Annotated in this window: 11 protein-coding genes; 9 read left to right on the top strand and 2 right to left on the bottom strand. The window is 35.6% G+C overall.

Going from position 1 to position 12,706, the window contains the following annotated elements; translation table 11 throughout:
* Positions 1-368 precede the first annotated feature (368 nt).
* From dinG to HRG09_RS05105, 7 genes are all read left to right on the top strand, one after another.
* Entirely contained in the window at positions 369-3,161 is a 2,793-nt protein-coding gene (dinG, locus tag HRG09_RS05075; RefSeq protein ID WP_174099650.1) for an ATP-dependent DNA helicase DinG, read from the top strand.
* Positions 3,162-3,627: 466 nt separating this feature from the next.
* Positions 3,628-3,798: a YpmA family protein gene (locus tag HRG09_RS05080; RefSeq protein ID WP_174099651.1), complete on the top strand. Its 171-nt coding sequence runs from the start codon at positions 3,628-3,630 to the stop codon at positions 3,796-3,798.
* A 7-nt stretch (positions 3,799-3,805) separates the two neighbouring features.
* Positions 3,806-4,282, top strand: coding sequence for a cell wall elongation regulator TseB-like domain-containing protein (locus tag HRG09_RS05085; protein WP_174099652.1), 477 nt, complete (start codon positions 3,806-3,808; stop codon positions 4,280-4,282).
* An 18-nt stretch (positions 4,283-4,300) separates the two neighbouring features.
* Positions 4,301-5,488, top strand: coding sequence for an aspartate transaminase AspB (gene aspB, locus HRG09_RS05090; RefSeq protein ID WP_174099653.1), 1,188 nt, complete (start codon positions 4,301-4,303; stop codon positions 5,486-5,488).
* 128 nt (positions 5,489-5,616) lie between these two features.
* Entirely contained in the window at positions 5,617-6,324 is a 708-nt protein-coding gene (dnaD, locus tag HRG09_RS05095; RefSeq protein WP_174099654.1) for a DNA replication protein DnaD, read from the top strand.
* Positions 6,325-6,339: 15 nt separating this feature from the next.
* Positions 6,340-6,987, top strand: a complete 648-nt coding sequence (nth, locus tag HRG09_RS05100) for an endonuclease III (protein ID WP_174099655.1) — start codon at positions 6,340-6,342, stop codon at positions 6,985-6,987.
* A 3-nt stretch (positions 6,988-6,990) separates the two neighbouring features.
* A complete protein-coding gene (locus HRG09_RS05105; RefSeq protein WP_174099656.1) occupies positions 6,991-7,509 on the top strand; it encodes a YpoC family protein in 519 nt (172 codons plus the stop codon).
* A 23-nt stretch (positions 7,510-7,532) separates the two neighbouring features.
* Here HRG09_RS05105 and HRG09_RS05110 read toward each other — a convergent pair whose 3' ends face one another.
* Both HRG09_RS05110 and recU read right to left on the bottom strand, forming a co-directional pair.
* A complete protein-coding gene (locus tag HRG09_RS05110) occupies positions 7,533-10,202 on the bottom strand; it encodes a penicillin-binding protein 1A (RefSeq protein ID WP_174099657.1) in 2,670 nt (889 codons plus the stop codon).
* Positions 10,203-10,267: 65 nt separating this feature from the next.
* Positions 10,268-10,870: a Holliday junction resolvase RecU gene (gene recU / locus HRG09_RS05115; protein WP_174099658.1), complete on the bottom strand. Its 603-nt coding sequence runs from the start codon at positions 10,868-10,870 to the stop codon at positions 10,268-10,270.
* A gap of 103 nt (positions 10,871-10,973) precedes the next feature.
* Here recU and HRG09_RS05120 point away from each other — a divergent pair, with 103 nt between their 5' ends.
* Together HRG09_RS05120 and HRG09_RS05125 are read left to right on the top strand one after the other, a co-directional pair.
* The gene (locus HRG09_RS05120; RefSeq protein ID WP_174099659.1) at positions 10,974-11,999 is read left to right on the top strand and encodes a DUF2515 domain-containing protein; all 1,026 of its coding nucleotides are present in this window, start codon (positions 10,974-10,976) and stop codon (positions 11,997-11,999) included.
* Between the two features lie 462 nt (positions 12,000-12,461).
* The gene (locus tag HRG09_RS05125) at positions 12,462-12,704 is read left to right on the top strand and encodes a hypothetical protein (protein WP_174099660.1); all 243 of its coding nucleotides are present in this window, start codon (positions 12,462-12,464) and stop codon (positions 12,702-12,704) included.
* Positions 12,705-12,706: the final 2 nt, after the last annotated feature.

Here is a 12,706-nt window from a genome sequence, read left to right on the forward strand (position 1 = left end):
CCCCGTAGAAGGAAGCTTGTCCAATCTGCAGAATGAATCAATAGAATGTAGATATTATCGAGAAGTTGTTAGGTAAATCAATCAACGAAAAAACTATAGGTAAATGACAGGGTTCTAGTGAACAAATTAACAGTGTAAATAAACTGATTGATAGTATAAACTACTAGATACATGCGTTTTACCGATTACAGGAACAAATTAAAGATTCCTTTGCACTTTTATACTTGAATGAATAGAAAGGGCCTTTTGTCCAAAACCAGGCTCTTTTATTTTTTGCGCATCTTTTCATTAAGATGATATAAAACGTGGTATAGTAACAATATATGAATTTTTGTTGTTTGAAAGGGTAAGAAATTGAGGTGTTACATATGAGTAAGCGTTATGTCGTTGTCGATTTAGAGACGACAGGGAACTCCTGGAAAGATGGGAAGGACAGAATTACACAAATTGCAGCTGTTGTAGTAGAAGATGGAGAGATATTGGAAATTTTTTCGTCTTTTGTTAACCCGAAGAGAGAGATTCCCCCATTTATTACAGAATTAACAGGGATTGATGAAGATCTCGTGAAACAAGCCCCGCTATTTTGCGATGTAGCGCCGATGGTAGCCGAACTATTACATGGTGCTTATTTTGTTGCACATAACGTTCACTTTGATTGGAATTTTTTGAAAGAAGAATTAAAACAGGCTGGATATGGAGAAGTAAACTGCCCAAAAATTGATACGGTTGAATTGGCACAAATTTTATTGCCGACAGCTGATAGCTATAAATTACGTGATTTAGCAAAAAAACATGAATTGGAACATGATCAACCGCATCGTGCGGATAGCGATGCTCTTGTGACAGCAGAATTATTTTTACAATTTCTAAATCAATTAGAAAAACTACCACTTGTCACATTACAATCTTTATATGAGCTAAGCGATGTATTCCAAAGTGATATAGCGAATATCATTTCAGAAAATATTTTAAATAAAGTGATGCTTGGTACAGCAGAGGAAAAGGAATATGAAGTATATCGAAATATTGCGCTTCGAAAACGAAATTATTCATTAGCAATTGGTGATGATAGTACATCTAAATTTGATGCTTTTTTACATAAGTCAATGGAGCAACTTGAGCTGAAGATGTCAACTTTTGAAAAAAGAGATAGTCAGCAGCAAATGATGAAGGAAATATATACAGCGTTAAGAGATTCACGTTTTTCATTAATTGAAGCAGGAACAGGTACAGGAAAGACTCTGGCTTATTTGCTTCCAAGTATTTATTTTGCAAAGAAAAAAGAAGAGACGGTTGTGATTAGTACGCAAACCGTGCAGCTGCAACAACAAATGATTGAAAACGAAATTCCTTTATTGCAAAGTATATTACCATTTCCATTCGAAGTTTCCCTCTTAAAAGGAAGAAAACACTACCTTTGCTTACATAAATTTGAATACGCATTGCAAGAAGAAGAGAAGAATTATGATGCTGCGCTTACGAAAGCAAAAATTTTAATATGGTTACTGCAAACGGAGACTGGTGATCGTGACGAGCTGAATATTCCAGAAGGCGGTAAGTTACTGTGGGATCGTATTTGTAGTGATACGTATAGCCCAGGCGCTATGCAAAGTAACTGGTTTAGTCGCTGCTTCTATCAACGAGCAAAAAATAAAGCGTTATTTGCAGATATTGTTATTACAAACCATGTGTTACTATTTCAAGATTTTATTAGTGAAGATCCACTTTTGGCATCTTGTGAATATGTTATTTTTGACGAGGCTCATCATATCGAAGAAACAGCAACTAGGACACTTGGAGAGCAATTTTCGTGTATGTATTTCCAATTGATTTTATCGCGATTTGGTACGTTAGAAACGGATGATGTGCTATCAAAGGTGTATGAAATGATGAAAAAATCTCACCATTCGTCACGCTCAACTTTTCGGATGGTGAGTCATAGGCTGAAGGAAATTAAATTTGATGCCGATGAATTATTTCAAATGTTACGTACATTTATATTCCAACAAACAAAGCAAGAACAAGGGGCAAATAATATGCCGCTTATCTATCGATATAAGGCGGACCAAGAGGATGGAAAGCTATGGAGAAGTATAGCCGAGTTAACAAATCGCTTTGTATACGAATTGAGAAAAATACTTACTGCGTTAGAGCAACAGGGGGACTTATTACAAAGTAAAATCGAATCGGAGATGCATGTTGTTACAGGTGAATTTTTGCATCTAATTGAATTATTGCGCAAAATGGTCGACTCATTACAGTTGCTTATATTAGAAAAAACAGCATATGTGACATGGATGGAAACGGAAACGAAAGGTACAATCCATTCCACTGTGCTATATGCACAACCTGTCCATATAGGAGAAAGGTTTGCGGATGATTTTTTAGCAAAAAAGCGAAGCGTTATTTTTACTTCGGCGACATTAACTGTCAATCATACATTTGATTATATGCAGGAGCAACTTGGATTACATGACTTTGCACCAGACACATTAACAGTTCTATCGCCGTTTCATTATGAGGAACAAGTAAAGTTAATGGTTCCGACAGATGTTCCCCTTATTAAGCAAGTAAGTGAGGATGTGTATATAAGAGAAATATCACATCATATTACAAAGATTGCTAAAGCAACAAATGGGAGAATGCTTATTTTATTTACATCATATGAAATGATGAAGGAAACATATACACATTTAAAGCGAGCGGAAGAATTAGATGATTTTGTATTATTAACGCAAAGTGTTCATAATCGTAGTCGGAGTCGCTTAGTTCGGAAATTTCAAGAGTTTGATAAGTCGATTTTGTTAGGCACAAGTAGTTTTTGGGAGGGCATTGATATTCCTGGAGATGCATTAAGCTGTCTTGTTATTGTTCGGCTGCCGTTTACACCGCCAAATCAGCCAATGATGGAAGCAAAAAGTGAATGGATAAAAAATAAGGGAGAAGATGTATTTACCCAGCTAGCACTTCCACAAGCGATTCTTCGCTTTAAGCAGGGATTTGGTCGGTTAATTCGCACAATGACGGATACTGGGACTGTGTTTGTGTTAGATCGTCGTTTGACCAAATCTTTTTATGGAAAAAGATTTATGCAATCTATTCCAAAAGTTCCTCTTTATGAAGGAACGTTAGAAGAATTACTGGATCGATTAGAAGAATAAATTGAAGTGTTATGTAATGGGAGTTTACATTCTTTACGGGTAATATGTTTTTTACCAATTGTTTTTGATGAAGATACTTTCCCTTTTATCCCGAATTGCCCGTGAAATCCCGATTAGTGAGGGCTAATAATCAGTGGGGGATGAAGAACCCCCCACTGATTAAAGTTTTACTTTATTGTTTTTAGATAGAGTGAATTGTAATCAGTAAGCATGGGGGAAAGCGACTAAGAAAAAACATGCCTGAAGTACGATGTACTTCAGACATGAAATGTGGGTAGGAGGAAATTTATTTTTTCTTACTTCTTGTATACAAATGTTTCAGTTTTGGGTTTGAAACCTTTTTTTGCTGAACATGTCCTGCTATAATAGATGGGTGATGAAGCAGGGGTTGTAAAGAATGTACTCTTATTGTAACCGCATTGCGTTCTTCTATAATTAGAAATTTTTGTGTAACGGAGGAGTTTTCATGGAGAAGAAAATCGAAGTGCTATCAACGACGCGTATTAAATATTCGTCTGATTTATATAAAATTGTTGATAGTTTGAATCGCACTTTAAAAGAACAGGACCTCATGTTCGGGTTGGCATTAGACGAAAAAGAAAAAGAAACAGCTGTATTTACGATATATAGAACGTAGTGATACAATGAAAAAGTGGATCTTTGCCATCATTATCGTTATCGTTGCCATTGGATTGTATGGGGTGCATGTTTATAATGCGACAATGGAAAAGAAAATTCCGAAAGAGTCAAAAGTTGTAGAAATTGCAAAAGAAAAAGCAAAGCTTACAAAGGTAAAAAACGTTGAATATTATAACGGAAAATCTTCATATACAGTCGTACAGGGTGTAGATGAAAAAGGGGAAAAAATCATTGTTTGGGTACCTGAGAAAAAAGGAGATGTTTTAGTAAAGAAACAGAGCGAAGGTATTTCTGAAAAAGATGCTTTGCAAATTGTTACTAAAGAGCAAAAACCAAAACAATTCCTGAAAGTAAAATTAGGCGCTGAAAACAATGTACCATTATGGGAAGTTACATATATTGATGATGAAAATCGTTATACTTACTATTATCTTGCATTTCAAGATGGTAAGTTTTTGAAGCGATATAGCATTGAAAAATAGATGTAGGGGGAACCACAAATGAAATTAGCAAAGCGAGTAGCTGCCTTAACACCGTCTTCAACTTTAGAAATTACAGCAAAGGCACAAGCATTAAAAGCTGAAGGACATGATGTGATTGGATTAGGAGCAGGGGAACCTGACTTTAATACACCAGAACATATTATGGATGCCGCACATAAAGCGATGTTAGAAGGACATACGAAATATACACCGACTGGTGGATTAGCAACATTAAAAAAAGAAATTGCGCAGAAATTTACTCGTGATCAAGGATTAGCGTATGATGGGGCTGAAATTATTGTATGTAATGGTGCAAAGCATGCACTTTATACATTGTTCCAAGTGCTACTTGACGAAGGAGATGAAGTTATCATCCCAACTCCTTATTGGGTAAGTTATCCTGAACAAGTAAAACTTGCTGGTGGTAAGCCAGTTTATGTAGAAGGGCTAGAAGACAATCAGTACAAAATTAAGCCAGAGCAGCTACGTGAGGCAATTACAGAGAAAACGAAAGCTGTTATTATTAATTCACCAAGCAACCCAACAGGAATGATTTATAGCAAAGAAGAATTACAGCAGCTTGGAGAAGTATGTTTAGAGCACGACATTTTAATTGTTTCTGATGAAATTTATGAGAAATTGGTTTATGATGGCGTGGAATATACTTCAATTGCCCAGCTTTCTAATGCATTAAAAGAACAAACACTTATTATTAATGGTGTGTCTAAATCGCATTCTATGACAGGATGGCGTATCGGCTATGCAGCAGGAAATAAGCAGCTTATTAAAGCGATGACGAATTTAGCAAGTCATAGTACGTCAAATCCTACTTCAATTGCTCAATATGGCGCAATTGCTGCGTATGCTGGATCGCAAGAGCCTGTAGAAATGATGCGTCAAGCATTTGAAGAACGATTAAACATTATTTATGATAAATTAATTCAAATTCCTGGTTTCACTTGTATTAAACCACAAGGTGCATTTTATTTATTCCCGAACGTAAAAGAGGCTGTGGCATTAGCTGGATATGAAACAGTTGATGAGTGGGCAAAAGCGTTGTTAGAAGAAGAGAAAGTAGCTCTTGTTCCAGGAACAGGATTCGGCGCACCAAACAATGTTCGCTTATCCTATGCAACATCTCTTGAACAGTTAGAGAAAGCGTTAGAACGTATTCATACGTTTATGAAAAGTAAAGTACAGGCTTAAATTTTTCCTGGATAAATCACTTTGAACAAATGAAGATGACCTCCCTATCTATAGGGAGGTTTTTTGACGAATTGTGGTAAAAGGAAATCATAACAGGTGTGTTATACTAGAAAGCGAGGTGTATGGTCATGAAGAAAAAAATGATGTTAAAATGGTTTGAACAAGGCAGCATCGCAATTCCAAAATTGCTTATGATGCACTATAAAAAATTAGGTTTAAATGAGATGGAATTTATGGTTGTACTCCATGTGCATACCTTTCTAGAGTCGGGTAATTCTTTTCCAACTCCTTCAGAGATTGCAGAACGAATGACAATAACAGAAATGAAATGTATGGAAATTATTCAAGCGTTAATTCAAAAAGGCTTTTTAGCATTAGAAGGTAGTCAAAAATCTGAAGCGATGATGTGTGAAAGTTATTCATTACAACCGCTTTGGGAAAAAATCTTACACTTTTTAATGAACGAGACAATAGAAGAAGAAAAACAAGAACAAAAGCAACTTCAAGTAAATTTATATACAATTTTTGAACGGGAATTCGGGAGACCATTATCGCCTTTTGAATGTGAAACGTTAGCGATGTGGCAAGACCAGGATCAACATCACCCCAATTTAATTCAAGCGGCTCTTCGAGAATCTGTAATGAGTGGAAAACTTAATTTTCGATATATTGATCGTATTCTTTTTGAGTGGAAAAAGAATGGAATTAAGACGGTTGATCAAGCGCAAGATCAAGGGCGCAAATTTAGAGCGAATCAACAACGCCCACAGCAAGTCACAAAGCAAGAGACAAAATATACAGGGAAAGTGCCCTTTTATAATTGGCTGGAACAGTAATATAGGAGGAAAGTTATGTTAAACAAAACGCAAATTCGTCATTGTTTAGATACGATGGCGGATATGTATCCAGAAGCACATTGTGAATTAAATCATGACAATCCATTTGAGCTTGTAATTGCAGTTGCATTATCTGCCCAATGTACAGATGTACTGGTAAATAAAGTAACAAAAAGTTTATTCCAAAAATATAAGACGCCTGAAGATTATTTAAATGTTTCTTTAGAAGAATTACAACAAGATATTCGTTCAATTGGACTGTACCGAAATAAAGCAAAAAATATTCAAAAATTATGTCAGATGTTACTTGATGATTATAACGGAGAGGTTCCAAAAGACCGTGATGAATTAACAAAACTACCAGGTGTCGGCAGAAAGACTGCAAACGTAGTTGTTTCTGTAGCATTTGGTATCCCAGCTATCGCTGTGGATACACATGTAGAACGAGTAAGTAAGCGCTTGGCTATTTGCCGTTGGAAAGATTCCGTACTAGAGGTAGAGAAAACATTAATGAAGAAAGTACCAATGGAAGAGTGGGGAGTTACGCATCACCGAATGATTTTCTTTGGACGTTATCATTGCAAAGCGCAGCGGCCGCAATGTGAAGAATGTCGGTTACTAGAAGTGTGCCGTGAAGGAAAGAAGAGAATGAAGGGGAAGTAAAAAATGGAACAAGTTGTACAAATACCGGATGAGTTTCAATGCTCTCCTTTTTTTGAACGTAATATAAGTAAAGTGACATATGATACGGATCTATCTTTTGAAAAATTGCTAGAAAGTATTTATTTTTTATTTGATATAGAAAAGTGCTATGAACCATGGAGCAAAATCGAAAAAACGATTCCAGTAGTGTTGAATGTATGGAAAGTGAAGAAAGAAGATATCTCTATACTTTTTCGAGATCGAAAGCGAAAAGAAGCAAAAGAACCAATGATTCGCTTTACAGCTCATTTATTATCGATTTTATATTGGTTAAATGGACAACCTGTGTCAGGGTTAAAGAATATGAAGGATAAGGTTGATGAGCTACAGATTAAACCAATTAACTTTATAGAACGTTACTCATTTATTACAGAGCAACCAAATCATTATCATTCTTATATTCAATTGGAACAGTTGTATGTAGAAGTAGAAAAGTTATATGCAAAAAAAATAATCAAAAAAAAGAAGTCACCATCTCTTTAGAGAAAGGTGACTTCTTTTTTTGATTACTGTGTTGGGTGTTCCGGTTTTGGGGTATCTTCATCACCACCACCATCTGCTGGCTTGTCTGGTTTTGGGGTATCTCCATCACCACCACCTGCTGGCTTGTCTGGTTTTGGTTTGTTAGCTTCTTCTTCAGCTTTCTTAGCTTCTTCCTCAGCTTTTTTCTGTTCCTCAGCTTTTTTCTGTTCCTCAGCTTTTTTCTGTTCCTCAGCTTTTTTCTGTTCCTCAGCTTTTTTCTGTTCCTCAGCTTTTTTCTGTTCCTCTAATTTTTTCTGCTCATCTTGTTGCTTCTTAGCATCCTCTTCAGCTTTTTTCTTAGCCTCTTCTTCAGCTTTCTTCTTAGCTTCTTCCTCAGCTTTCTTCTTAGCTTCTTCGCTCTCACCAGGAACAGTGAAGGATACGCCAGCTGCATTGCTTGTGCCGGTTCCTTTTTTCGCTACTACTGAGAAGCTGTAAGTTACACCTGGTTTTACGCCGCCAAGTGAAGCGCTTGTACCACTTACGGATAGACTACCGCTAGAGCCGTCATTTGCTTTATAACTTGCGGAGTAAGCAGTAACATCTGAAGGCCCAGACCAACTCAGGTTAATTGTATTAGACGCTGCATCATAAGATGGTGTTACACCAGTTGGTGGGTCAACTTTGATTTGTTTAACAGCATCCTTTTTCGCACCTTTCACATAGAGCTCTTCATTTAAACGTTCTACTGAAGAAGGTTGCTCAAAACGAGATTTATCTGTTGCAAATTCACTCATCATTGCTTTAAACATTTGTTGAGCAATTCTTGTTGATCTATCACCTATATAATTTTCTGCACTATCTTTTTCATAACCTGTCCATACAGCCATTGTATATTGTGGTGTATATCCTGCAAACCAACTATCCCTGTTGGCGTCTGCTGGGATACCGTATTTTTGTATTACTGACGCATCGTAGTTTTGGGTTCCTGTTTTACCAGCAACATCAAATCCAGGAACATATGCTGTTGGGCCTGTTCCACCTGAACCTGGTTTTACTACATCACGAAGAATATCAGTAATCATGTATGCTGTGTAATCTTTCATTACTCGTTTTTCTTTTGGTTTAAAGTTTTTCTCTTTTCCATCAGGAAAGACAACTTTTGTTACGAAATGAGGTTTATTGTATACACCATCGTTACCAAATGCAGCATATGCCCCGGCTACATCTAATGGAGAACTGTCATTACTACCAATTGCAGTTGACTCATATACTTCGCCATTTTTGAATGTCATACCAAGTCCTTCGGCAAATTCCTTTGACTTATTTAAACCAACTGCTTGAGCGGTTTTTAAAGCAGGAATATTTAAAGATTTTTTCAATGCTTCACGCATGGAAACGTCACCTTTATAACTGTTTGTAGCGTTTCGAATCTTTTTACCGTTTGAGTATGTATATTCTGAGTCATTTAACTGATGATATGTTGACCACTGCATATACTCAATAGCTGGACCATAATCAAAAATTGGCTTCATTGTAGAACCAACTTGTCGTTTTAAATCAATGGCCATATTATGCCCTTTAAATGTTGTTTTGCTTTCTTTACGTCCTGCCCCTACTGCCCGGACTTCACCATTCGTTGTATCCATAAATACGAAAGAGCCTTGGAATTGATCGTTTGGATAGCTAATAATGTCACCATCCATTATGTTTTCCGCATATTCTTGCGCTTTAGGATCAAGAGTTGTGTAAATAGATAAACCATCAGATCCGATATTTACATCAGGCATTTCTTTTTCAATTTGCTTTACAACCGCATCCAAGAAGGCAGGATAAGGCATTTCAGTGATTTCTTTAGATGGAAGAAGTCCTTCAGTTACAGGGATTTTTAATGCTTCATCCATTTCTTGTTTTGAAATAAAGCCATGTCGATTCATTAACGTTAATACAACGTTACGACGTTTTGTTGCTCGATCAACATTTTCTTTTTTTGTTGGATCATAAATGTTTGGACCTTGAGGTAACCCAGCAAGCATCGCTGCTTCGTGTAATTTTAAATCTTTTAAGTCTTTCCCATAATAGTTTTTCGCTGCTGTTGCAACCCCATAAGAGCGATTACCAAGGTTGATTTTGTTCAAGTACATTTCTAAAATTTCATGTTTGGAATATTGTTGCTCTAATTTATAAGCTAAATACCATTCCTGTACTTTACGTTTTGATGTTTTTTCCATCGTTAGAAAATAGTTTTTAATTACCTGTTGGGTAATTGTACTACCACCTTGAGAACCAAAACCACCTGTGATATTTTCAAGAATTGCTTTTCCTGTACGTTTAAAGTCGATTCCATTATGTTGATAGAATCGAGCATCTTCTGTCGCTAGGAATGCACTTTCTACCACTTTTGGAACTTGATCGTAAGTAATATTTGTTCGTTTTTCGGCACCATATTCATAAAAGAAGTTCTTGTCTTTATCATAAAATTTAGTTGATAGTGGATTGACAAGTTTTGCTTTATCTAGCTTTGGAGCATCTTTTACCATTACAAAAAAAGCAGAAACTCCAGCTATAAGACCAACAATGCCAAGAAGTAGACAACCAATTAAAAATCTCTTGAAAAAGGAACCTTTTTTCTTTGGTTTCTCCGTTTGGTTTTTTTCTTGTTGTTGATGTTGTGCATGTTTTCGTTCTGTACGAGAACGATAATTTTCTGACATTATACTTTCTCCTACCTTTCATTTTCTCCCCAAAAGTCGAAAAAAGAGCCTTATTGTTGACTCTATCACGAAAAATAAGCCATGTCTAGTACACGAATATAATCAATTCGAGGGTGATAACCGCATGATAACAAGTATCCGTGCTCTTCGATTTCTTGTTTTTTAATCGATTTGCGTCCACCAGCATCTTGACGATTCCAAAATGAAATGACATGTTTTGCATCGAGTAAATAAAATTCATCATAAAGCGTAAATTTAATAATAACAAATGCAATTCCATTATGAGCTATTACTTGTTCCATATGCTTAATTTGATGAAGATGGAAATTTTGCAGCGGAAAACTTGTTTTATTTTTTGTTTCTTTCGCTTCGAAGTCAATGTATTTTCCTTTGTATACACCGTTGTAGTCCGTTGTAGAAGGCTGTTTAAAATAAGCTTCTTTCACAACTGCAGCACTTCGAGCGGGGTAATCCACTTTTACAATTTGAAGAGGGGTGGGTTTTTTATGTACGCATGCGATATTATGGGTTAAATAATATTGATTTGTTTCATTTAGCTCCTCTTCAAGAGACATACCTCTATTGCCATAAGTATGTTTTTTAAATTGTGTTTTTTGAGGTTGTAATGCTTGATTATACCTTTTTCCGTTTGGATAACGAATGGTCATAGTTTGTCCACTCCAACTTACCTAGAATTACTTACAAAGGTGATTATATCAAAAAAAGTAAAAAAGATGCGATTTTTTTCAAGAGAGATGTGGTGATTCATATATGCTTATGCAGAATGAGTATGAAAAAATAAATAGAGATCGTAGTAGAGTTTTACGTACAAAGGAAGAAAAGCGCTTAATAGCGCATATTAAACAACAAACAGCTCTTGCAAATATGGATAATATTTCACGTACATATGCTTATCAAGAATATTACTTGAGAAATAAAGAAATCAGGTGGTCATTTTTGGCGAGTATGGTTTCGAGAAATTCTGGATGGAATATGACAGATTTAGCAGGGAAATGTTATCAAAATGTTTTATCTGAAAGAATGAGAAAGCAGCTCTTTTTTACGTATGAAAGTGCAAATTGGCTTATTTTTTCAGATGCATACCCACAATTGTTGTTATACGAATACAGTAAAAAAATGTCTAGCCCCCTTTTTCATTTATTACAGTTTTTTAATGTATCTATTTTTATGGAAAAGGAATGGAAAGATTTTTGGAATAAAAGAGATCTCACACGTCTTATTACAGCGCTTATTATTAATGAACAAAATAAGATTCAAAAACCGATTATTGAACATCCATATTTTCAAAAACATGTATTTCAAACTTTACTGTTTAAATTTCAAGAACTCTTTCACTTTAATGCTGTAATTTTCCCGACAACAAAAGGTAGCCTATATGGTTTTTCGGTTTATCAATTTGAAAAGCTACAAAAACGTATAGAACTCGGGAAGAATTTGGCGTGGTTATTATTTCATCCTGACTATGAAGTGTTATTTTATGATTTTTCTTTGCGAACATCCCCTACAGGATCGAGAGTGGATTACGAGCAGTATTTTACAATTCCAAAAGAGAAAGATACACCGAGGTTAAGAGATGCTTTTTCAATTGTGCTACATCAAAATAGCTTAGAAAAAGATTGGTTTCATCAAAAAATGGATATTGAGACGTTGTTTTTGTTTCGGGAACCAAAGGAAGAAGTTGAGATTACGGAATGGTTTCTACAAAAACAACATCAAGTACATATTTTCTCTACATTGAATCGCTTTTTTCAAAGGGGTAATGACTTCATGATATAATAAGAAAAGTCCCGCTCTTTTAAAGGAAGTCGGGACTAATTGATTACATGAATGAATCGACGTTTTTTATACAGTTTCAGCTGAAACTGTATAAAAAATTAAGGGAGCTACGTGGAAGATAAACTGCTCATAAAAGTTCGATTGGTGAGGTCTAATAATCAGCTGGGGATGAAGTCCTCAACTGATTAAAGTTTCACTTTATGTAGCAGGAAAGTTCGGACCATCTAGCTTCGGATTTCCGGTTTCAGGTTTAGTTTGCTGTTTGTTTTGTTTTTTCTTCTTCTCATTTTTATTTTTAGTCATGGTAAACACCTCCCTTTTGTATTGTTACCATTTCTATAAAACTCATACAAACCGATTTCTTTGCCGAATATCAACTAGTTTTGTCAGTCGTGCAGGAGTGATAAGTGAATCGTCGAAATAACATGACAAAGAAAAAGCAAAGAAGGAGGCGTTTTATAAATGGCGATGGTTCAGAAGGAAAACGTAATGAAAAAAATGGATCAAATGTTAAGTGCTCTTGATTTGCTGGAAATGAATGTTTCACTTAGAGTTAATCATTCTTTAAAAGACAAGCGTGAAGATATATATAATAGAGGAGAAGTAACAGAAATGCATATTCAGCATATGGAGGATAAATTATTGCATCATGAAGAAAAAGGAAGTTGGCTCCAAACGTTTCAAAACGTTATTGTGAGCGCATAAGA

Origin of the sequence: Bacillus sp. Xin1 (assembly GCF_013314535.1) — a bacterium.
Lineage (GTDB): Bacteria > Bacillota > Bacilli > Bacillales > Bacillaceae_G > Bacillus_A.

Bases quoted from the DNA above. Each gene is read 5' to 3' on its own strand.
- dinG (WP_174099650.1), top strand. From the start codon at position 369: ATGAGTAAGCGTTATGTCGTTGTCGATTTAGAGACGACAGGGAACTCC.
- HRG09_RS05080 (WP_174099651.1), top strand. From the start codon at position 3,628: ATGGAGAAGAAAATCGAAGTGCTATCAACGACGCGTATTAAATATTCG.
- HRG09_RS05085 (WP_174099652.1), top strand. From the start codon at position 3,806: ATGAAAAAGTGGATCTTTGCCATCATTATCGTTATCGTTGCCATTGGA.
- aspB (WP_174099653.1), top strand. From the start codon at position 4,301: ATGAAATTAGCAAAGCGAGTAGCTGCCTTAACACCGTCTTCAACTTTA.
- dnaD (WP_174099654.1), top strand. From the start codon at position 5,617: ATGAAGAAAAAAATGATGTTAAAATGGTTTGAACAAGGCAGCATCGCA.
- nth (WP_174099655.1), top strand. From the start codon at position 6,340: ATGTTAAACAAAACGCAAATTCGTCATTGTTTAGATACGATGGCGGAT.
- HRG09_RS05105 (WP_174099656.1), top strand. From the start codon at position 6,991: ATGGAACAAGTTGTACAAATACCGGATGAGTTTCAATGCTCTCCTTTT.
- HRG09_RS05110 (WP_174099657.1), bottom strand. From the start codon at position 10,202: ATGTCAGAAAATTATCGTTCTCGTACAGAACGAAAACATGCACAACAT.
- recU (WP_174099658.1), bottom strand. From the start codon at position 10,870: ATGACCATTCGTTATCCAAACGGAAAAAGGTATAATCAAGCATTACAA.
- HRG09_RS05120 (WP_174099659.1), top strand. From the start codon at position 10,974: ATGCTTATGCAGAATGAGTATGAAAAAATAAATAGAGATCGTAGTAGA.
- HRG09_RS05125 (WP_174099660.1), top strand. From the start codon at position 12,462: ATGGCGATGGTTCAGAAGGAAAACGTAATGAAAAAAATGGATCAAATG.